A 22076-nucleotide genomic window follows, 5' to 3' on the forward strand; every position below is an offset into this window, starting at 1 on the left:
CTTTTTTATTACTGAAGATTTATGGTCTAGGAGGAATTGAGTAAGTCGCGGTCACATGTGCCACGGCTTCCTCTTGCCCTACTGAATAAATCCAGACCTCACCTACGACTAAGCTCTTTCCTACTTTCATGAGCTTACATTCACTGCGTAAGTCTTGATCACCTGCGGGTTTTCTCAGGAAATTAATATTAAAATTGGTGGTTACAGCTAAACCAATAATTCCAATTTCACCGAGTATTGCAATATATAAAGCAAAGTCTGCCAAAGTCATCATAGTCGGGCCAGATATAGTACCACCCGGACGTTGATGTCTTTGGTCAACGTGATAATAAACAACCGCAGCTTTAGAAGTGACTGATTCAATCGTGCAATGTTCCAAACTTTGTGGGAATTCCTTTTCAAGAAATGCCACAATTTCTTCTTTTGAGCTTTTCATCCTTGTTATTCTTCAATTTTAAACGGTAATTAAAATAGCATACGATACTGCCCAATATTTTCTATGACGTTTAAAACCAGATTTCTTGTCATTTTTCACCACTCCCAAAAAAATATGAGAGTGGCTAATCCCATGGCCTATGCTAAATATTGCAAAGCTTGCTCGAATACCTGATCAGGACTTTGGGTAGCATCTAAACGTTTAATACGCTCAGGCTCAGCTTTCCATAAGGTTTCATATCCTTCACGAACCTTAGTAAAGAAGCTTAACTTTTCCTGTTCAAAACGGTCTAAAGCTCCGCGTTCACGTGCACGGTTCATACCAAGTTCAATTGGTGCATCTAACCAGAAAGTCACTTCTGGCATGCGTGAAACGAAGTTCTGGTTTAAAAGCTGTAATTTGTCTTGGCTTAAACCACGACCGGAACATTGATAAGCAAAACTCGCATCGGTAAAACGATCACTTAATACAATTTTATTAGACTCTAATGCTGGCAAAATAACTTGTTGTAAGTGTTGAGCTCGTGCCGCATAAATTAAGAGCAACTCAGTATCATGACTCATATTTTCATCATGATTCACTGCCAAAAGCATCGAACGGATTTGTTCTGCGAGCGGTGTTCCACCCGGCTCTCGAGTTAAAACAACTTGTTTACCTTGTTCTTCAAAATGCTGATGAATTTTTCGAATGAGTGTAGTTTTTCCTACCCCTTCCGTGCCTTCAAAGCTAATAAACATCTCTTTTCCTTATTTCTTCGATCTCAACACGGATAAATACTCTTGCACTGCTTGGTTATGTGCTTGCAAGTCTGCCGTAAATTTATGTCCACCATTACCAGTCGCTACAAAATAGATGTTATTTGAATCATCTGGATGTAACGCAGCCTCAATGGCTTTTTGGCTTGGCAGCGCAATTGGAGTTGGCGGTAACCCATTAATTGTATAGGTATTATATGGTGTTGGTGTACGTAAGTCTTCGCGAGTAATGTTACCTTTATAGTTTGCACCCATACCATAAATTACGGTTGGATCAGTCTGTAAACGCATACCGAGTTTTAAACGGCGCACGAAAACCCCTGAAACTTGTGTAAGTTCGCTATCGAGGCTCGTTTCTTTTTCAACAATAGAAGCCATGATTAAAGCTTCATACTTATCTTTATAAGGTAAATTCGGTGCTCGCTTTGCCCAAGCCGCATCTAAGGCTTTCATTTGACGATGGTATAAATCAGTCAGGATTTTCTTATCGGTCTCACCTTTAGCAAAGAAATAAGTGTTGGGTGCAAACAGACCTTCAGGATGATGATAAGGGATACCTAAAGCCTTCATAAGCTGGTCATCTGATAAATCCAATATCGTATTTTTTACATTTTTATCGTTTTTTAGTGCTGTAATCAGCTGCTTAAAAGTTGTTCCTTCAATCACTAGAACACGGTTCATCTGGGCATTATCAGCATCAGATAACATTTCTAATACTTGTCTTACGCTCATTCCCTGCTCTATCTCATATACACCAGCTTTCATACTGTCATGAATCATAAACTTTTGATAAAGCTTAAGTACAATTGGGAAATGGATTTTATTTTCTTTGGCTAAGCGATCAATAAAACCAGAATAGGTCTCACCTGATGTGATCGATAGCATCTGCTTTTTCCCTTCAATAGGATAAGCTTTAAATAAACTTGACCATAAAATAGCAAAAATAGAAATTAAAACGATAAAACAGCCAATCAGCACTAACTTTTTTAGAAAATTAGATGCTGTTTTCTTGCCCTTTTTTTTAGCATTTTTTGCTTTCGCATTCACAGGTGGCTTCGGCATATTAATGAATCTGATTCAAGTTAAGAGTATGAAATAAATTTAGGCACGCCTGTGACTCTAGAATTTGTTCACTGATTTGAGTAACTACTCGCATTGGATGTAAAGCATTACAAAAGAATAGACTCTGTATTTGTGGTACTTCATCTAGCTCAATTATTCTGACTTCACAGGCAATTCCGTAGTGCTGCATACGCGCCAAAATTTCTGCACGCATCACACCGTGGACGCCATTATAGCGAAGTTCCGGAGTAATCCATCTATCATTTAAACGAATAAAACAATTACTGCTTACCCCTTCAACAATATAACCTTGTACATCAGTTACTAAAGCTTCAACCCAGCCTTGTTGATCTGCTTCTTTTTTTAGCAATACCTGCTCAAGACGGTTTAAGGATTTAAGCCCAACTAAACTCGGCATGGTTAAACCTAAAGCCTGATTTAAAACACCACACTGTATAAAATCTGGCTGGAACTGCTCCAATGCTTTTGGATAAAACCAGATATAAATATCTGCCGCATGCTTTGGCAAACTATAGCCACGATCACCTTCACCACGGCTAATCACAATTTTTAAAGTCCCGTTGAGCACGAGATTCTGATTTTGTAGATGCTGCAAACTTTGTTCGATTAACTCAAAATCTGCAACCAAAGATAATTTTTGGCAAGCAAGTTTTAGACGTTCCCAGTGCCGTGCTTTAAGCTCAATCTTATTTTGAAAAACACGAATTGTGGTAAAGCAGCCATCCCCATAATGAAATGCCCGGTCCAATAAAGGAATGGTCTCTACAGGTTGTCCATTTTTAAAACACCACATGTTTAATCCGTCCTTTATTTAAAACCACCCAACAATACAACACCTTTCATTTAATTAATAAATGACTGATTTTAAAAAATTATACCGATTTAAGAGAAACTTTTGAAACTTGTTATATATCAAGATTTAAGAATAACTTATCCATTTTTATTATTTCTATATTTTTCATATTAAATTCGTTTTTTATTATTTTTTTAGAATAAAGACTAGCGCTATTCTGCGTTCATGTTTTGAACATTTCGTATTTTTTGAGGGGTTATCTCATGCGTTTTTCTCAGTTAAAAGTCGGGGTTATTGCTGCATTACTTTCTGTTTCATCGTTTGCAGCTCAAGAATTCTTAAACGTTTCTTACGATCCAACTCGCGAGTTATATACAGATTTCAACAAACAGTTCGGTACTTACTGGAAACAGCGTACCGGTCAAGATATTGAGTTTAAACAGTCACACGGTGGTTCTGGTAAACAGGCTCGTGCAGTGATTGATGGCTTAAATGCTGACGTTGTGACATTAGCACTAGCTGCTGATATTGATGAAATTGCTGAAAAAGCAAAATTGCTTCCAACAGACTGGCAGAAAAAGTTACCGCAAAACTCTACTCCGTACACATCAACTATCGTGTTTTTAGTTCGTAAGGGTAACCCTAAACAAATTAAAGATTGGGGTGACTTAATCAAGCCAGGCGTGGAAATTATTACGCCAAACCCAAAAACTTCTGGTGGTGCACGTTGGAACTATCTTGCCGCTTGGGCTTGGGCAAAACATCAAGCAGGTGGTAACGATGCAAAAGCACAAGAGTTTGTTCGCCAAATTTATAAACACACCAAAGTTTTAGATTCAGGTGCCCGTGGTGCAACCACTACATTTGCTGAACGCGGAATTGGTGACGTATTACTGGCTTGGGAAAATGAGGCACATTTAGCTATCCGTGAACAACCTGGCAAGTTTGAGATTGTGACGCCATCTTTATCTATTTTGGCTGAGCCGCCAGTTGCAATTGTTGAAAAAAATGCAGCGAAAAAAGGCAACTTAACTATTGCAAAAGGTTACCTCAACTATTTGTACTCACCTGCTGGTCAAGAAATTGCAGCACGTAATTTCTACCGTCCTCGCAATGCAGCTGTACTCAAAAAATATAGCAATGTATTTAAGCCATTGAAACTTGTCACCATTGATAAAGAGTTTGGCGGTTGGACAAAAGTACAAAAGCAACACTTTGATAATGGTGGTGTTTTCGATCAAATCGTGAAAATCAATAGTGCAGAGAAGTAATTCTTTGTTCTAACGATAAGGAGAACAGACATGACACACACTGTAATTGTTCCGGGTGTAGGTGGAAGTGAACATCAACATTGGCAATCTTGGTTGCAGCGTCAACTCGTGTCTAGTTCTCGCGTTGAGCAAAAAAACTGGGATAGACCCGTATTAAGCGAATGGATTGAGCAATTCGTTAACACAGTTCAAGCAGTACAAACACCAGTCCAAATTGTTGCGCATAGTTTCGGCTGCCTAACTAGTGTTGCTGCCTTAGCAGAGCATCCAGAGTTACAACTTCAAGTTAAAAAACTGATTTTGGTTGCTCCTGCAAATCCGGCACGTTTTGGTGAAGCGGGATTTGCCCGTCATAGTTTGACTGACTACAAAGATTATTTTCATCAGCTAAAAATTAATGTGCCTGCAATGCTACTCATTAGTGAAAATGATCCATGGTTAGACTTTTTTGATGCTTTACAGCTTGCGAAATCTTGGCAATTAACCCCGATTAACCTTGGACAAGTTGGTCATATTAATGTTGCTTCAGGTTTCGGTCCGTTTCCTGACTTACTGAATCATCTACTTCCTGAAGACTCGATGTGTAGCCACTCATCTATTGATCCGGTAAAGACACATTTCTCTTTGAAATTTGCTTAATACCTAGCTTTATACCGCGCCGTTTATCTTTATTTATTCGCTTACTGGTTTCAGCAGGCTTTTCTCTTTGAGGAAATATCATGTCGCAGCGATCCCGAGTGCTGCCTGGGTTTGGTCTATCATTGGGCTTCACCCTCGCTTACGTTTCTTTTATTGTGCTTATTCCATTAGCCGCAGTCTTTATAAAATCATTTGGAATCGGATGGGACGGACTATGGGAAATTTTAACCTCTGAGCGTATTTTAAAATCGCTTCAACTCAGCTTTAGTTCAGCCTTAATAGCGGCATTTATTAATGTTGTTTTCGGGCTACTTTTAGCTTGGTGCCTTGTCCGTTATAACTTTCCCGGAAAGCGTCTGGTTGATGCCTTAGTGGACTTACCTTTTGCACTTCCAACAGCGGTTGCAGGCATTGCGTTGACCTCACTCTATGCGCCTACAGGCTGGATCGGTCAATATTTAGAACCACTTGGTATTCAGGTTGCATATACCCCCATCGGGATTACGCTAGCTTTAGTGTTTATCGGCATTCCTTTTATTGTTCGAACCGTTCAACCGGTATTAAGCGATATTGAAACTGAACTTGAAGAGGCAGCTTCCGCACTCGGTGCAAATCGTTGGCAGACCATTACCAAAATTATTTTACCAATATTACTCCCTGCCCTATTTACAGGCTTTGCTTTAGCATTTGCTCGCGGTGTAGGTGAATATGGTTCTGTAATTTTCATTGCAGGTAACCAGCCGTTTAAAACTGAAATTGCTCCGCTTATGATCATTTCTCGCCTCGAAGAATATGACTATGCAGGTGCAACGACTATTGCAGCAGTGATGTTGGTTCTCTCTTTCATTATTTTATTTGTCATTAACTTACTTCAAGCATGGGCAAACCGTCGTACAGGGAGAAATGTCACATGAACCTACATACCGACAGCAATGCACTTGCCTTGAAATTGCAATCTCGTGACGCGACACGTGAACCAACTTGGGTACGTTATACGCTCATTACAATTGCACTGATTTTTTTCCTTAGCTGCCTCATGCTGCCACTTATTCTGGTTTTTGTTGAAGCATTTAAACAAGGCCTTGAAGTCTATGTTCAAGCTTTAATTGATCCAGATACGTTATCAGCAGTGAAATTAACACTATTGACCGCAGCAATTGCCGTTCCGATTAATGTGATATTTGGTGTTGCCGCTGCATGGGCTGTTTCCAAATTTCAGTTTAAAGGTAAAGCAATTTTAACCACCATTATTGATATGCCTTTTTCGGTTTCACCTGTTATTGCAGGTTTAATGATTGTACTGATTTTCGGTGCTCAAGGCTGGTTAGGCGGTTGGCTCATGGAACATGACATCAAGATTCTATATGCCGTACCTGCCATTGTTTTAGCGACCATCTTTATTACAGTTCCATTTGTGGCGCGTGAGTTAATTCCACTTATGGAAGCGCAAGGAACTGAAGAAGAGGAAGCAGCGATTGTACTCGGTGCATCAGGTTGGCAAACCTTTTGGAAAGTCACACTCCCTAACATTAAATGGGGTCTGATTTACGGCGTGATTTTGTGTAATGCCCGTGCAATGGGTGAGTTTGGGGCAGTATCAGTAGTTTCTGGCCACATCCGTGGTGAGACCAATACCCTACCTCTTCATGTCGAAATTTTATATAACGAGTACACCTTTAGTGCAGCTTTTGCGGTGTCCTCACTACTTGCTTTCTTGGCACTATTAACACTGATTTTAAAAACCTGGTTAGAACTACATCAAGACAAACCAGAACCGCATTCAACTGATTCGTAAGGAATGAAATCATGAGTATTCAAGTTAAAAATATTGAAAAACACTTTGGTGCATTCCATGCGCTTAAAAATATTTCACTCGATTTCCCAGAGGGTGAACTGGTTGCCTTACTCGGCCCATCTGGCTGCGGTAAAACGACGCTACTTCGTATTATTGCGGGTTTAGAGTCAGCAGATGGTGGTCAAGTCTTACTAGAAGGCGAAGATGCAACCAATGTACATGTCCGTGAGCGTCAGGTCGGTTTTGTTTTTCAGCACTATGCTTTATTCCGTCACATGACCGTATTTGACAATATTGCCTTTGGTTTACGTGTCCGTCCTCGTGCCACACGCCCATCGGAAGCCGAAATTAAAAAACGTGTGACTCGTCTACTCGATTTGGTTCAATTGGGCTTTTTAGCAGACCGTTACCCAGCCCAGCTTTCTGGTGGTCAACGCCAACGTATTGCCTTAGCTCGTGCACTTGCCGTAGAACCTCGTGTGTTATTGCTTGATGAACCATTTGGTGCACTAGATGCTAAGGTTCGTAAAGAATTACGCCGCTGGTTACGTAACTTGCATGATGAGCTGCATATCACTTCAATTTTCGTAACCCATGACCAAGAAGAAGCACTTGAAGTAGCAGACCAAATTATTGTGATGAATAAAGGTAACGTCGAACAAATCGGTTCTCCACGTGAAGTTTACGAAAAACCTGCAACACCATTTGTATTTGATTTCTTGGGTCAAGCAAATCGTTTTGAAGGTGAACATGCAAGCGGTATTATCCGTATTGGCAATGATCGTATCGAATTACCGACCACAGTTCAGGCACCGCAAGGAAAAGTAATTGCTTTTGCCCGTCCGGATGAGTTACATATTCATGCGCAACCACAGGCAAATACAATTGAAGCAACTTTTGTACGTGAAGTCTGGATTGCTGGAAAAGTAGTGGCGGAATTACAAGATCGTAATGGACGTTTAATTGAGATTGCTCTGAGCAGTGAAGCTGCAAAACAACATGCATTTAAACCAAATCAAACTGTTTGGGTAAGTGCATCTCAACTTCACCTATTTGCAGATCAAGTTGCTTAAGGAATTATTTGGTGAGGAGCCATCTCGTGGTATTTAAAGCCGTTCCTCACCTCTTTTGAGGAAAAGTGTAAATGAACTTTCAACAATTAAGAATTATCCGAGAAACAGTACGCCAAAACTTTAATTTAACGGAAGCATCTGCCGCGTTATACACCTCTCAATCAGGTGTAAGTAAGCATATTAAAGATTTAGAAGATGAATTAGGCGTACAACTTTTCGTCCGTAAAGGTAAACGTCTGCTTGGTTTAACTGAACCCGGCCAATCACTCCTTAGCATTGTAGAACGCATGCTTGTAGATGCTGAAAATATTAAACGTCTTGCCGATGACTTTAATAAAGTGGACGAAGGTACTTTAACGATTGCAACAACTCATACTCAAGCACGTTATGTATTACCACCAATCGTCAATCAATTTAAGAAACTATTTCCAAAAGTTCATTTGATTTTGCAACAAGCAAGTCCTGTCGAAATTGCAGAAATGCTTTTACAAGGTGAAGCTGATATTGGTATCGCGACAGAGTCTTTAACAACTGAAGAAAATTTAGCAAGTATTCCATACTATCAATGGCAGCACAGCATTATCACTCCTCAAGATCACCCACTTACACAGCTCGATAAAATTGATCTTGATGCTTTATCTGAATACCCACTAATTACTTATCACGGCGGTTTTACAGGTCGTTCAAAGATCGATAAAGCATTTGAAGATGCACAAATTGATGCCGATATTGTAATGTCTGCGCTTGATGCCGATGTTATCAAAACTTACGTTGAACTCGGCATGGGCGTCGGAATTGTCAATGATGTCGCTTACGATGCAGAACGTGATTATCGTTTAAAACAAATTAAAACTGATATCTTTGGTGTCAACACCACATGGATTGCTGTTCGCAAAGGCCATTTATTACGTGGTTATGGTTATGAGTTTATTTCTTTATGCTCACCTGATGCTGACATTAAAGCATTGAAAAAAATTGCCTATCCAGATGAGTAAAAATTAAAAAAATAAAAGAGCTTTTTAGCTCTTTTATTTTTTTATTAAGTACAAAAAAACGAGCCGTAGCTCGTTTTTCTTTTGTGATCTTACCAGTAGAAGTTCACACCAACCTTACCAACTGGTAACCATTTGTATTTATCGTCATTACGAATTTCATTTTCTTCCTTATCTACTGCATCTTGAGCAGACGTTGGGTTACCATTCACAGGAGCAAGATTATATTGAGTTAACTGAACTTTTGGATTACCTGTATAGTAAGCACCTACTTCACCAAATACACCCCAATTTTTATTAAATTTCGGTGCAAAACCAAAACCTACATAAGGGGCGATATTATTTTCATAATTCATCTTACCTCTTACACCACCTTCTTGGCCAGCAACTGCTTGTTGATAGTTTTTACCATCAATTGATAATGTTTCGCCATTACCAATACGTTTAGCTAAGTCATAATCATTATCTAAATAAGCAGCACCCGCAGCTACATATAAGCCTTGAGCCCATGGATTAGAACTAGCGCCCCAAGGACGTATTTCAGCATTTAGATAAATATTATTGTTATCCATATCTAGGTCATATTTAGTACCATTTACAGAGACGTCATCTGTCCACGAAATGTCACCGCCGTTATAACCCAGAGCCAAACCTACATATGGGTTGGCTTGCCATAATAAAGCACCACCGTAACCAGTTGTACCTACCTCAGCACGCACCCCTACAGGAAGTAATTGTTTTTGGTCAAATGCATAGCTGTCATGAACAACAGCTTCATCTGCCATTGCGGCACCAGCAGCGAATAAAGCTGTTGTTGTGACTAACACACGTAATGCTTTCATAGTTTTCTCCTCAAAAAGGCTTTGTTTTTAATTTATTCATCTTGTGACTGAAATCATAATAATGACAGCTTAGATTCTTTTTTATACAAAAAATGCTAGATTTCTGTTATTTTTTGATACAAATTGAGTTAAATTTTTATTTTCAAATCATTTTTGTGTAAAAAACACTTGATTATCTAATAAGCTTATTTCGATTTACCTCATTTATATCATCAATTAAACGTAACACGTTTTTTGAAAGATTCTTGTCACAAATTAGTGTAAAATCTTTAAAATTTTTTATGGAAGGAAGATCATGTCTCAGCTTTCTACGATCATTGAGCAAGCATTTGAAGACCGCGCAAATTTCACTGCAACAGATTGCCCAAGCGAAATTCGCCAAGCTGTTGAAGAAGCAATTGCTGGTTTAGATAACGGTACACTTCGAGTTGCAGAAAAAATCAATGGTGAATGGGTTGTTCATCAATGGTTAAAAAAAGCTGTTTTATTATCATTTAAACTTAATGACAATAAACCAATCGAGTCATGTGATCTTCGTTTCTACGACAAAGTTGAAACTAAATTCTCTGGTTGGACTGAAGAGCAATTTAAAGCTGCGGGTGTTCGTGTTGTTCCTCCTGCTGTTGCTCGTCGTGGTAGTTTCCAAGCTAAAAATGTGGTGTTAATGCCATCTTATGTCAACATTGGTGCTTACGTAGATGAAGGCACAATGGTTGATACATGGGCAACTGTAGGTTCATGTGCTCAAATCGGTAAAAACGTTCACTTATCAGGTGGTGTTGGTATCGGTGGTGTTTTAGAACCATTACAAGCTAACCCAACCATTATTGAAGACAACTGTTTTATCGGCGCACGTTCTGAAATCGTTGAAGGTGTTATTGTCGAAGAAGGCTCTGTTATTTCTATGGGTGTTTATATCGGTCAATCTACACGTATTTATGATCGTGAGACTGGTGAAATCCATTACGGCCGTGTTCCTGCTGGCTCAGTTGTTGTACCAGGTAACTTACCGTCAGCTGATGGTAAATACAGCTTATACGCTGCAATTATCGTGAAAAAAGTTGATGCACAAACACGTGCAAAAACAAGTTTGAACGATTTGTTACGCGCTGACTAATTTCAGTTTGATCAAACATCTCTACGATCAACACTGATCGTAGAGATTTTATTTTTTATATAGTGTGGTATTTCTAGAATGGCTTCCTTACGTTCCTCTGCAATTCCTGTCTCTGACCCTGCGTCCGGTCTACGCATTACCGAGATTTTTTACTCCTTGCAGGGTGAAGCAAATGCCTCTGGCCTACCGACTGTATTTATTCGTCTCACAGGTTGCCCTTTACGTTGTAGTTATTGCGACACCACCTATTCTTTTGAAGGTGGCGAACGCTTATCACTTGAGCACATTATTGAAACGGCTGAAAAATATCAAACGCCTTATATTTGTGTAACAGGCGGTGAACCCCTAGCACAACCCAATTGCTTAATTTTATTACAACGTTTATGTGACGCCGGTTTTGACGTTTCCCTAGAAACCAGTGGCGTTCTTGATGTATCAAGAGTGGATCCGCGTGTTTCAAAAGTCCTCGACTTAAAGACTCCAACTTCTGGTGAAGAACACCGTAATCTCATCAGTAATCTTGACCATTTAACACCGCGTGACCAAATCAAATTTGTGATTTGTAATCGTGAAGACTATGAATGGTCAAAACAACAAGTTGAACAATATCAACTGCAAACCAAAGTCAGTACTGTCTGGTTCTCCCCTGCTTTTGCAGTTGAAAAAGGTGCTGTTGGCCTGCCACGTTTAGCACGTGATCTGGCACAGTGGATACTGGACGACAAACTGCCTGTACGTTTCCAGCTACAGTTACATAAACTGCTCTGGAACGATGAATCAGGTCGCTAATCGTTCAATAAAATAAATCATTCCGAATATGGAGAAAAATATGCGCCCTCGTGCCATTGTTTTACTTTCAGGCGGCTTAGACTCAACCACTTGCCTAGCTTGGGCACAAGCGCGCTATGAATGTATTGCTATTAGTTTTATGTATGGTCAACGCTCAACCACTGAACTTGATGCCGCAAAAGCATTAGCTCAGCGTGCAGGTGTCGAACACCGTGTAATTAATATCGATTTAGCCAATTTAGGCGGGTCTGCACTTACAGATCATAACATTGCTGTACCAGAACAATTACAAGAAGGTATTCCTGTAACTTATGTACCAGCACGTAACACAATTTTCCTCTCTTATGCCTTAGCAGCAGCAGAAGTTTTCAATGCTGAAGCGATTGTTATTGGCATCAATGCCGTTGATTATTCAGGATATCCTGACTGTCGCCCAGAATTTATTGATGCTTTTGCCAATATGGCTCGTTTAGCAACTAAAGCTGGCGTAGAAGGAAAACCTCTTAAATTTGAAACACCCCTGTTACATTTATCCAAAGCGAATATTATACGTTTAGGGATTGAACATGGCGTAGACTATAGTCAAACGGTATCTTGCTACCAAGCAGATGCTCAAGGACGTGCGTGTGGTAAATGTGACAGTTGCCGTTTGCGTAAAGAAGGCTTTATCGATGCTGGTGTTACCGATCCAACACGCTATATACCGCAATAAGTAGGTAAAATTTATGAAGTTGTTAAAATCAAATCTTATTCTTTCATCTTTATTCTCAGCAGCTGCACTTATGGCTGGTTCAGCTCAAGCAGCTGAAAACCCAGTTCAAGCAGCATATAAAAGCACTAACGTTAAAGGTGCATTAATCAACGTTTGTAAAGACCAAACTGCAAAAGGCGGTAAATTAAGTTCAGCTGAAGTAAGTAAATTCTGTAGCTGCCAAGTTGAAGCGCAAGGTAAAGTGACTGAAGCACAAAAATGGGAAATTCAAAGCGCAATCAATGCGAAGAAAAGCCCAAGCTCTTTAGCTTTTGTACAACAGCAAAACCGTGACCTTAAAGCATGTTTCGGTCCTCAGTTAACAACTAAGCTTGAGAAATTAACTGAAGAAGCAATGAAAGCAGCTCAACAACAAGCTCCTAAAAAATAAGCTTTTGTTGCTCCAAATTAAGCCTGCATTTATGCAGGCTTTTTTATAGCTCTGTTAAAATGACACCGATCTCGCCATTTGAAATAAGCCATGCAAGACCAATGGAAAACTAACGCACATAACAGACCGTCAATTGTTTCCTTTAGTGGAGGTAAAGATAGCTCTCTTGCACTTTATCATGCCATGCAAACTGGTAACGTAATGGGTTTAATCGTTATGCTAGAAGAGCAAGGACAACGCTCCCGTTCACATGCAATGCCACTTGATATTATTCGGGCGCAAGCACAAGCAATTGGCTTACCTGTATTTATGGCCTCATCTAGCTGGAATGACTATGAAAATAAATTCATCAACTTATTAAATGAAGCCAAACAAAAAGGTGCTGAGGTACTGGTTACAGGTGATTTAGATATGCCGGAACATGGTTGTTGGCATGATCGTGTTACTCAAACAGTGGGCCTTAAATTAGGAATGCCGCTCTGGCTAAGGCCCCATCGTGAAGTTGTTGAAGAATTTATTCAACTTGGATTTCAGAGTGTAGTTGTGACTGTAAACCTTAAACTCGGAATGAAGGTGGAAGATTTAGGTCAAGTGTTATCGTTAGAATATATACAGGAACTTGAAAACCGTGGAATTGATCCATGTGGAGAAGGTGGTGAATTTCATACCACTGTGATTGATGGTCCAATTTTTAACAAAGCTATTCCTGTAAGAAAGCTCGATATTGTTTATCATGAAGAATATGCTTTTTTACCACTTGAATTAGATCAAATTTAACTTTTAAAGGATAAGAAATGTCTGAGAATATTCAACTGCCAAATCAGGTTTTCCCAACCACACACGGCGAAGTTAATTTGGCTGAAGTCGATAATGAATGGCTGATTATTTACTTCTACCCTAAAGACTCAACGCCAGGCTGTACAACACAAGCTGTCGGCTTTTCTTGTTTAAAAGATCAATTTGATGCTTTAGGTGCTCGCATTTTTGGAGTATCACGCGACTCGGTAAAAGCCCATCAAAACTTTACAGAAAAACAGGCACTAACAATCGATTTAATTAGTGACAAAGAAGAAGTACTTTGCAAACACTTTGATGTGATTAAAGAAAAGAATATGTATGGGAAAAAAGTAATGGGGATCGAACGCTCTACTTTTATTTTCCATAATAAAACCTTAGTTAAAAGTTACCGTAAGGTGAAAGCAGCCGGCCATGCTGAACAGGTTTTAGAAGATTTAAAAGCATTACAAACAGCTTAATAAGCTTGAGTAACAAAAAAGCGAGTTGAATACTCGCTTTTTTACACGCACATAAATTGCTCAGCCATTTTAATTTGGCGTATGATAAAAATATTAAAATAACTCGAACTCAGGCATTGCTATGAATCTACTAAAAGTTTGTACTTTATTGCCTTGTAGCCTTGTTATTGCTGCCTGCTCCGTTAATTCATCAAGCACTCCTCCTACACTGAGCTCTTCTACACCACAAGTTCAAAAATCATCGATAGAAATAAGCTGCCAAGATTTACAAAATCCTGCTTACCGACAAGCTGTGCTTAATGCAATTAATCAAATTCGACAACATCCTCGTCAATGTGGTCAGCAGTATTTTTCTGCAGCTAAACCTTTAAGCTGGAATAATAATTTATATCAAGGTGCAAATGCTCACTCTAAAGATATGGCAAATAACAACTTTCTTGGGCATGTTGGCTCAACAGGTTTAGATTTAAGAGCGAGATTAAAAAAATATCATATGCTGAGTAAAGCCAATGGTGAGAATGTCGCGAGTGGACAAAAAACTTTAAATGAGGTCATGGCTAAATGGATCACCAGTCCTCTGCATTGCAGTAATATCATGAACCCTAGATATACCGAATATGCCATTGCATGTGCTTCTGACCAGTCTGCTAAACAAAGAAGCTATTGGACACAACAATTTGCAGGTTTTTAAAGTAGACTCAAAAAAGCATCAAAAAATTCAATCTACTTTTAAAAACCAGAGATTCTTTAGTTAGATCGACTCATTCTTTATGAGACGACACGGTTTCCTCAATATTTGAATGGTCTGCCTGTAAAAACTTTTGCTGTAGCTGTAAATATAACGGTGTATTTTGGAATTCTTCCAAAAATTGAATGGTGCCTTTGGGAAATGCATCCGTTTTAATTTTGCCCTGATAGTAGGCTTCACGCATTGGAGTGGCAGAAATCGAATCTTTCAAGCTATCAAGTTCGACCATCACCCATTCTGGAAATAGTCGTAAATAATAAGATGACTCATCTTTGAAGTGGCCAATCAAACCAACTTTTGAGTTCGGTTCTATTACACCATTTACTAATGATTTAACCTGTTTTACCCACTTCTCATCATTATAAACATCAATCACATGTACAAAACGAATGCGCTTTTGCTCATCTAATGAAAAATTAGATAAAATCATTTGTTCTCGTTCAATTGCAAGAAACGGATTTTTTATATTACGTTCCATTTGGGCAGAACCTAAAGCCAAAATCACATAGCGACTTTGTTGCAGTGCAATTTCAATCGTTTGCATATGTGCCAAATGAAATGGCTGAAAACGACCTATAAAAACGAGATAGTCAAATGTATACATAATTAGTTTTTCACTTTTTATGAACTCACCAGTTACGCTCATTACAAAAAATATGCGCCATAATGAGAACCTAAAAATCAACAACGTGGTTTAAAGCAAGGATAGTACGATGACACTTAGCTGTATTCAACAACCTCATCAACATTTACAAGCAAATTTAGAAGGTGGCGTACTCACCTTAGCCATAAATCGCCCAGAAGCAAAAAATGCATTATATGGCGAACTTTACTTATGGATTGCCAAAGCACTTGATGAAGCCGACCAAAATAAAGATGTACGAGCAGTCGTTCTACGTGGTGCCGAACATGACTTTACCGCTGGTAATGACATGAAAGATTTTATGGGTTTTGTACAAAATCCGAATGCTGGTCCAGCAGGTCAAGTTCCTCCATTTGTACTCCTTAAATCTGCTGCCAGATTATCGAAGCCGCTTATTATTGCAGTAAAAGGCGTGGCAATTGGTATTGGTGTTACGATTTTATTACAGGCAGACCTCGTTTTTGCCGACAATACGGCCCTCTTTCAAATTCCTTTTGTTAGCCTTGGGCTTTCTCCTGAAGGTGGTGCAAGTCAATTATTGGTTAAACAAGCTGGTTATCACAAAGCAGCTGAACTTCTGTTTACTGCCAAAAAGTACAATGCAGAAACTGCTGTACAAGCTGGTTTAGTTAATGAAATCGTTGAAGATGCTTATGCCACTGCTCAGGCAACTGCCCAACACTTAACAGCTTTACCGCTTGCTTCATTAAAACAAACCAAAGCATTAATGAAACATGATTTAGATCAGATTATTGAATGTATTGACCATGAAGCAGAAATCTTTATGCAACGCGTTCAATCACCAGAAATGCTAGAAGCTGTGCAGGCATTTATGCAAAAACGTAAACCGGACTTTTCACAGTTTAATTAAAAATCAACTTCTATGATTTGAATAAACTCAAAGGCAGGCTCTTCGTAAGGATGGCTTGCCTTTAATGCTTTTGCCACTGCACTTGCCTTTTCTTCAAGCACAATCGTTTCAACACGCCATTCGTCAACTTGCTCAAGTTCACCTAGCTCTCCTATATAAGGGTCAGCTCCTTTAACTGGCTTGAATTGCCCTATTCCTTTAACTTGCCAAGCACATTGTTCATAGTTCCCTATCCCACCTGCTCCGGCCGCAAATATAGACTGTTTAGTCGACTCAAGATGTGACTCTGGTACGTAATAAATCAGCTTTAACATGAATAGAATGACTCAAAACTAGTAATTTGCTTTAAATCATACCCTTTAAGAAGACTCCGAATCAAAGTCAGCTCATCATTGCTAAATAATTTGCTCCAATAAAAAGTATTTGTATGGCAAGTGCCAAGCCAAATAAGCGCCAACCTTTATCTCTTGTGTACATCGTTCTTATGTGATTTTTGTTTTTCATCATTTTGATCTCCGATTTTTATCGTTGTTACAGAGAAAGCAAAAATTGAACCAACAGCAATCCAAGCATAAGGGGTTAAATATACTTATGTCTATACTCTTATAAATTTTCTTAAAGTCCTTAAAAAACGTATTTTCTTACCTTTACTTTAAGTTTAAAGAAAATTTTTCTAATTCAGTGAGCTATCATTATTCTGGATCATTTTAAACATTCGATTTCTTTAAATATCTGTTCTCATATACTGTCATCATAAATGCTAAACCACATAAAATAACAAAACCGCAAGTCATTGGAATTAGTGTGCCGTTATATAATTGCCCAATAATAGAGGCAAGAATAAGTGACAATACGGACGAAGCTGCACCAATAATAGCTGATGCCATACCAGCTACATGTCCCATAGGTTCCATTGCAATCGCGTTTAAATTACCAAATAAAGTTCCAAATAATAAAAATAAAATACAGGCATAAAGCATAAACATCCAAAATGCTACAGTCACACCTATAAGTTGAATCCCTAAGAAAATTAATGAAATTAAGCACAGACTGAGAAAGCCATAAATACAGATTGGACGCATACCAAACTTCATGACAATTTTAGAATTGGTAAATGAAGCAATGCCCATTACACCAGCAAGCACAGCAAAATAAGCACTAAACTCTTGCCCAGTTTTACCAAACTGCTGCATAAAAATTTGCTGAGAAGTACCTAAGTAACCAATAAATCCCCCAAAGCAAAAGCCTGCACATAACAAATAGCTCATGGTGGTTTTATTACTTACAACTTCTTTGAAACCCTCTTGAAATGCTTGTAAACGCATAGGTAAACGATTTTCAGGAAGTAACGTTTCTTCTAAACGTAAAGCGACCCACGCTCCAACGACTGTGGCATAGATCATGTATAAGACAAAAATATCACGCCAACCAAAGAAGTGAATAATGAGTTGTCCCAGACTTGGTGCAATCGCGGGAGCGACCATAAATACCATCATGATTAAGGACATAATACGGGCCATCTGAGCGCCGCTGTATTTATCTCGCACAATGGAAATTGAGGCGACATAAGGACCTGAAACCCCAATACCTTGAATAAAGCGACCTACTAAAAACCATTCAAAACTTTGTGTGGTAAAGCACAATAAACTTCCCAAAAAGTAGATGATAATACCGGTAAATAAAATACGTTTTCGTCCAATCGCATCGGAAAGTGGACCTGCAATCAACTGCCCTATTGTCATGCCGGAGAAAATACCAATAATGACCCACTGGGTCTGATTATTATTCTTTAATTCAAAAACTCGTCCAACCTCACCTAAAGCAGGCAACACTGCATCTATCGAAAAAGACACGATAGACATGAGTAATGCCATCAACAGTGCAAACTCACGGAAATGGATTTTTGACTTCATTTTTCTTCTCTACTATTTATTCTACTTACATTGTACTACATACAAATAAGCCACCTTACGGTGGCTTATTTCAATTTTTATATTAACCAATAAACTTACGTGCGTTACGGAACATACGTAACCAAGCACCGTCTTCAGTCCACTCTTCTGGACTCCAAGAGTGTTGAATTGCACGGAAAGTACGCTCAGGGTGCGGCATCATGATCGTTGCACGACCATCTTTAGACGTTACGCCCGTAATCGCTTCCGGTGAACCATTTGGGTTCAATGGATAATGTTGAGTCGGGTTACCGTGGCTATCAACATAGCGCAATGCAACTTGATTCGCTGCATTTAAGCTTGCAATATCAGCTTCGCTAGCAACCGCACGGCCTTCACCATGTGCTACAGCAATCGGTAAAATTGAACCTTCCATACCATCAAGTAATACAGAAACTGTTTTTTCAACACGAACGTTTACGCTACGTGCTTCAAAAACTTCTGACATATTGCGGTGGAAACGTGGCCAGTGTTCAGCACCCGGAATAAGCGGTGCTAATTGTGACAACATTTGGCAACCATTACAGATACCTAAGCTAAACGTACCTTCACGATGGAAGAATTGTTCAAACTGATCACGTAACTTCGCATTGAACAGAACTGATTTTGCCCAGCCGCCGCCTGCACCCATTACGTCACCGTAAGAGAAACCACCACAAGTCACTAAACCTTCGAAATCACTTAGGCTCACACGACCAGCAAGTAAGTCGCTCATGTGTACGTCAATTGTGTTAAAGCCAACTTTGTCAAAAGCTGCAGCCATTTCAATATGACCATTTACACCCTGCTCACGCAAGATTGCCATATTCGGACGACGGCTATTAATAAACGGTGCTTCGATAGGTTCATTTAAATCAAATGTAGGTTTAGCAATCAAACCTTGATGTGATTTATCAGTAATTAAAGCAAATTCTTGGTCAGCAGTTTCAACGTTATCACGTAAACGTTGGATCTGATGAGATACTTCAGACCAAGCTTGTTGTAACTCTGCACGCTCTAAAGTTAAGCCATTTACAGATAATTGATCAGTATTATTTACGCGACCAACTACAGCAATTGCATCTTTTAAGCTAGAAGCAGCTACTTCTGCTTGTAAAGCTTCCCAATCAGCTGCTTTGATTTGAACTACTGCACCAATTTCTTCTGCAAATAAACCAGCAGTAGTCTGATCTTCTAATGCTACACCTAAACGCGAAGCGAACATCATTTCAGCTACAGTTGCGAGTAAACCACCATCACCGATGTCATGGTAAGCCTGAATCAAGCCACGGTTATTCCAGTCTTGAATTAAAGCAAAGAACGCTTTGAAATCATCAAAACTATCAACATCTGGAGTGACTGAACCAATTGCTTTATATACTTGCGCAAGAATCGAACCACCTAAACGGAATTGTCCTTTAGATAAATCAATACGGACAAGTACTGAGTCTTCTAAATTCTTAAGTTCAGGTGTTAAAGTCTTACGAACATCAGCTACTGGAGCAAATGCAGTAATTACACCAGTCATTGGAGATGTTACGGCTTTATCTTCACCGTTGTCGTTCCAAGTGGTACGCATTGAAAGTGAGTCTTTACCTACAGGAATCGCAATTCCCAAAGCAGGACACATTTCCATACCAATTGCTTTCACACCTTCAAACAATGCTTGGTCTTCACCTTTTTGACCAGCAGCAGCCATCCAGTTTGCAGAAAGTTTGATATCGCTAATTTGTTCAATGTTTGCACATGCAATATTGGTAATTGCTTCAGCAACTGCCAAGCGAGCAGACGCTGCTGGATTTAACAATGCAACTGGTGGACGTTCACCCATTGCCATTGCTTCACCAGTGAAGCCTTGTAAGCTGGTAGTCGTTACTGCTGCATCTGCAACAGGAATCTGCCAACGACCAACCATTTGGTCACGTGCAACCATACCTGTAATTGAACGGTCACCAATGGTGATCAAGAATGATTTAGACGCAACTGTAGGATTTTTCAATACACGGAAAATCGCATCTTTCAAATCAACTTTTGAAGCGTCAAATTCGTTGCCTTTACGTTCAATTGTTTCATAAGAACGTTGCATACGCGGTGTACCACCAAGCATCACTTGCATTGGGATATCAACTGCGTTGTTTTGGAACAATGGATCTTCAACAGTTAAGTGACGAGCTTCAGTTGCTTCACCTAACACGGCAAATGGACAACGTTCACGAGCACAGATTGATTCGAACTGTTCTAAAGACTCTGGACGAATTGCAAGAACATAACGCTCTTGTGCTTCATTTGACCAGATTTCCATTGGGCTCATGCCCGGCTCTAATGAAGGAATCTTACGAAGGTTAAGAACTGCACCTAACTCATGATCGTTTACAAGCTCAGGCATTGCATTTGATAAACCACCAGCTCCTACGTCATGAATAGACACGATTGGGTTGAAGTCTTCTAAACGCCAGCAAGTATCAATCACTTCTTGACAACGGCGTTCCATTTCTGGGTTTTCACGTTGTACAGATGCGAAATCAAGGCTTTCACCCATTGTGCCGCTGTCTACAGAAGAAGCAGCACCACCACCAAGACCGATTAACATTGCAGGGCCACCCAATACAATGAGCAAGTCACCTGGTTGAATCGCATCTTTTTCTACATGGTCAGGACGAATGTTACCGTAACCACCCGCGATCATGATTGGCTTATGGAAGCCTTTCACTTCACCATTTACGTTTTGTTCGAAAGTACGGAAATAGCCATTTAATGCAGGACGGCCAAATTCATTGTTAAATGCCGCGCCACCTAATGGACCTTCAATCATAATTTGTAATGGCGATGCCATACGTGAAGGTTTACCGTAGTTTTCTTCCCAAGGTTGTTCAAAACCAGGAATATTTAAGTTAGAAACTGTAAAGCCTGTTAAACCTGCTTTCGGTTTACCACCACGACCAGTTGCACCTTCATCACGGATTTCACCGCCTGAACCTGTTGCTGCACCAGCAAATGGAGAAATTGCTGTTGGATGGTTGTGAGTTTCAACCTTCATTAAAATGTGAGCAGCTTGGCTCTTATATTTGTAAATAAAATGACCGTTTTCATCTGCTTTCGGATAAAAACGCATCGTGTCATAACCAACAATTACAGATGCGTTATCTTTATATGCCGATAACACGTCAGTTGGAGACTCTTTATAAGTGTTTTTAATCATTTGGAACAATGATAATGGTTGTTTTTCACCATCAATTGTCCATTCAGAACCGAAGATTTTATGACGACAGTGTTCAGAGTTTGCTTGTGCAAACATCATCAACTCGATGTCATTTGGGTTACGACCAAGTCGAGTAAATGCTTCAGTTAAATAATCAATTTCTTGTTCAGATAACGCAAAACCAAATTCGTTGTTGGCTTTTACTAATGCTTCTTTACCTTGACCTAAAATATCAATTGAATTTAAAGGTTTTGGTGCTGTTTCTGAAAATAGTGCTTTTGCATCTTCAATTTGTGCAAAAACAGTTTCAGTCATACGGTCATGAAGTACTTGTTTTACTTCATTAGAAATTTCAGAAACACCTTTTAAGGTAAATAAAAGACCACGTTCTAAACGGTGAACTGGAGTATTACAGTTTTTGAAAATGTCAGTCGCTTTAGATGACCAAGGTGAAATCGTACCCACACGTGGTGTTACTAAAATCTGAATCTCATCACTTGCAGGTTGACGAAGTTCAAAAGACTCACCGTCATTTAATAATTGCAAAGCAGATTGATGTTGCTGCTCGTTGAGCGCTTGATCAAACAAATAGACCCATTGGCTGTCAAAAGATTGAACAGAACTAATTGACGATAAACGTGTTAATAGTTGAGCTTTCTTAAAAGAAGAATGTGCTGCTGCACCGGCCACGATAAACATGT

General features: G+C 39.4%; 24 protein-coding genes. 14 read left to right on the forward strand and 10 right to left on the reverse strand.

Going from position 1 to position 22076, the window contains the following annotated elements; translation table 11 throughout:
- Window positions 1-19: 19 nt before the first annotated feature.
- The 4 genes from MKL36_RS10105 to pabC form a co-directional block, all read right to left on the reverse strand.
- On the reverse strand, window positions 20-436 hold the full coding sequence (locus MKL36_RS10105; protein ID WP_000842539.1) for a PaaI family thioesterase: 417 nt from the start codon (window positions 434-436) through the stop codon (window positions 20-22).
- Window positions 437-573: 137 nt separating this feature from the next.
- Entirely contained in the window at window positions 574-1173 is a 600-nt protein-coding gene (gene tmk, locus MKL36_RS10110; protein ID WP_000470763.1) for a dTMP kinase, read from the reverse strand.
- 9 nt (window positions 1174-1182) lie between these two features.
- Window positions 1183-2253 (reverse strand): endolytic transglycosylase MltG, encoded by a 1071-nt coding sequence (mltG, locus tag MKL36_RS10115; protein WP_021511063.1) that lies wholly within the window; start codon window positions 2251-2253, stop codon window positions 1183-1185.
- Between the two features lies 1 nt (window position 2254).
- On the reverse strand, window positions 2255-3067 hold the full coding sequence (pabC, locus tag MKL36_RS10120; RefSeq protein WP_000263427.1) for an aminodeoxychorismate lyase: 813 nt from the start codon (window positions 3065-3067) through the stop codon (window positions 2255-2257).
- A gap of 263 nt (window positions 3068-3330) precedes the next feature.
- On the opposite strand from pabC, the gene MKL36_RS10125 reads away from it, so the two are divergent.
- The 6 genes from MKL36_RS10125 to MKL36_RS10150 all read left to right on the forward strand — a co-directional run bounded on the left by MKL36_RS10125 (window position 3331) and on the right by MKL36_RS10150 (window position 8840).
- On the forward strand, window positions 3331-4338 hold the full coding sequence (locus tag MKL36_RS10125; protein ID WP_001212600.1) for a sulfate ABC transporter substrate-binding protein: 1008 nt from the start codon (window positions 3331-3333) through the stop codon (window positions 4336-4338).
- Window positions 4339-4368: 30 nt separating this feature from the next.
- The gene (locus MKL36_RS10130) at window positions 4369-4977 is read left to right on the forward strand and encodes an RBBP9/YdeN family alpha/beta hydrolase (RefSeq protein WP_021511064.1); all 609 of its coding nucleotides are present in this window, start codon (window positions 4369-4371) and stop codon (window positions 4975-4977) included.
- Window positions 4978-5057: 80 nt separating this feature from the next.
- Complete coding sequence (gene cysT / locus MKL36_RS10135) at window positions 5058-5891, forward strand: sulfate ABC transporter permease subunit CysT (protein WP_000083115.1); 834 nt, start codon at window positions 5058-5060, stop codon at window positions 5889-5891.
- Complete coding sequence (gene cysW, locus MKL36_RS10140) at window positions 5888-6772, forward strand: sulfate ABC transporter permease subunit CysW (RefSeq protein ID WP_001048807.1); 885 nt, start codon at window positions 5888-5890, stop codon at window positions 6770-6772. Before cysT ends, cysW begins: the two co-directional genes overlap by 4 nt.
- An 11-nt stretch (window positions 6773-6783) precedes the next feature.
- Complete coding sequence (locus tag MKL36_RS10145) at window positions 6784-7845, forward strand: sulfate/molybdate ABC transporter ATP-binding protein (protein ID WP_000027499.1); 1062 nt, start codon at window positions 6784-6786, stop codon at window positions 7843-7845.
- Between the two features lie 71 nt (window positions 7846-7916).
- Complete coding sequence (locus tag MKL36_RS10150) at window positions 7917-8840, forward strand: CysB family HTH-type transcriptional regulator (protein WP_001011052.1); 924 nt, start codon at window positions 7917-7919, stop codon at window positions 8838-8840.
- A gap of 89 nt (window positions 8841-8929) precedes the next feature.
- On the opposite strand, the gene carO is transcribed toward MKL36_RS10150, so the two are convergent.
- The gene (gene carO, locus MKL36_RS10155) at window positions 8930-9679 is read right to left on the reverse strand and encodes an ornithine uptake porin CarO type 1 (protein WP_014207379.1); all 750 of its coding nucleotides are present in this window, start codon (window positions 9677-9679) and stop codon (window positions 8930-8932) included.
- A gap of 295 nt (window positions 9680-9974) precedes the next feature.
- On the opposite strand from carO, the gene dapD reads away from it, so the two are divergent.
- From dapD to MKL36_RS10190, 7 genes are all read left to right on the forward strand, one after another.
- On the forward strand, window positions 9975-10796 hold the full coding sequence (dapD, locus tag MKL36_RS10160; protein WP_021511065.1) for a 2,3,4,5-tetrahydropyridine-2,6-dicarboxylate N-succinyltransferase: 822 nt from the start codon (window positions 9975-9977) through the stop codon (window positions 10794-10796).
- 78 nt (window positions 10797-10874) lie between these two features.
- Window positions 10875-11585: a 7-carboxy-7-deazaguanine synthase QueE gene (gene queE / locus MKL36_RS10165; protein WP_021511066.1), complete on the forward strand. Its 711-nt coding sequence runs from the start codon at window positions 10875-10877 to the stop codon at window positions 11583-11585.
- Window positions 11586-11625: 40 nt separating this feature from the next.
- Entirely contained in the window at window positions 11626-12297 is a 672-nt protein-coding gene (gene queC, locus MKL36_RS10170) for a 7-cyano-7-deazaguanine synthase QueC (RefSeq protein ID WP_001247780.1), read from the forward strand.
- A 13-nt stretch (window positions 12298-12310) separates the two neighbouring features.
- Window positions 12311-12727: a hypothetical protein gene (locus MKL36_RS10175; RefSeq protein ID WP_000771345.1), complete on the forward strand. Its 417-nt coding sequence runs from the start codon at window positions 12311-12313 to the stop codon at window positions 12725-12727.
- A 90-nt stretch (window positions 12728-12817) separates the two neighbouring features.
- Window positions 12818-13504 (forward strand): diphthine--ammonia ligase, encoded by a 687-nt coding sequence (locus MKL36_RS10180; protein WP_021511067.1) that lies wholly within the window; start codon window positions 12818-12820, stop codon window positions 13502-13504.
- A 17-nt stretch (window positions 13505-13521) separates the two neighbouring features.
- Window positions 13522-13983: a peroxiredoxin gene (locus MKL36_RS10185; protein WP_001293529.1), complete on the forward strand. Its 462-nt coding sequence runs from the start codon at window positions 13522-13524 to the stop codon at window positions 13981-13983.
- 121 nt (window positions 13984-14104) lie between these two features.
- Complete coding sequence (locus MKL36_RS10190; protein ID WP_021511068.1) at window positions 14105-14674, forward strand: CAP domain-containing protein; 570 nt, start codon at window positions 14105-14107, stop codon at window positions 14672-14674.
- A 70-nt stretch (window positions 14675-14744) separates the two neighbouring features.
- Here the strand turns inward: MKL36_RS10190 and MKL36_RS10195 are convergent, their stop codons facing one another.
- The gene (locus tag MKL36_RS10195) at window positions 14745-15335 is read right to left on the reverse strand and encodes a nicotinate-nicotinamide nucleotide adenylyltransferase (RefSeq protein ID WP_171251847.1); all 591 of its coding nucleotides are present in this window, start codon (window positions 15333-15335) and stop codon (window positions 14745-14747) included.
- 109 nt (window positions 15336-15444) lie between these two features.
- Between MKL36_RS10195 and MKL36_RS10200 the strand changes: the two genes are divergently transcribed.
- Complete coding sequence (locus MKL36_RS10200; protein WP_021511070.1) at window positions 15445-16245, forward strand: enoyl-CoA hydratase-related protein; 801 nt, start codon at window positions 15445-15447, stop codon at window positions 16243-16245.
- On the opposite strand, the gene MKL36_RS10205 is transcribed toward MKL36_RS10200, so the two are convergent.
- The 4 genes from MKL36_RS10205 to purL form a co-directional block, all read right to left on the reverse strand.
- Window positions 16242-16559, reverse strand: a complete 318-nt coding sequence (locus MKL36_RS10205) for an NIF3 1 (protein WP_000916029.1) — start codon at window positions 16557-16559, stop codon at window positions 16242-16244. The two genes, MKL36_RS10200 and MKL36_RS10205, sit on opposite strands and share 4 nt — an antisense overlap.
- Window positions 16560-16626: 67 nt before the next feature.
- Window positions 16627-16752: a KGW motif small protein gene (locus tag MKL36_RS10210; RefSeq protein ID WP_000977276.1), complete on the reverse strand. Its 126-nt coding sequence runs from the start codon at window positions 16750-16752 to the stop codon at window positions 16627-16629.
- A 200-nt stretch (window positions 16753-16952) separates the two neighbouring features.
- Window positions 16953-18158 (reverse strand): multidrug effflux MFS transporter, encoded by a 1206-nt coding sequence (locus MKL36_RS10215; RefSeq protein WP_000836948.1) that lies wholly within the window; start codon window positions 18156-18158, stop codon window positions 16953-16955.
- An 82-nt stretch (window positions 18159-18240) separates the two neighbouring features.
- Complete coding sequence (gene purL / locus MKL36_RS10220; RefSeq protein WP_021511071.1) at window positions 18241-22074, reverse strand: phosphoribosylformylglycinamidine synthase; 3834 nt, start codon at window positions 22072-22074, stop codon at window positions 18241-18243.
- Window positions 22075-22076 lie beyond the last annotated feature (2 nt).

The sequence above is a fragment of the Acinetobacter sp. AOR12_HL genome, from assembly GCF_027855275.1.
Taxonomy (GTDB): domain Bacteria; phylum Pseudomonadota; class Gammaproteobacteria; order Pseudomonadales; family Moraxellaceae; genus Acinetobacter; species Acinetobacter baumannii.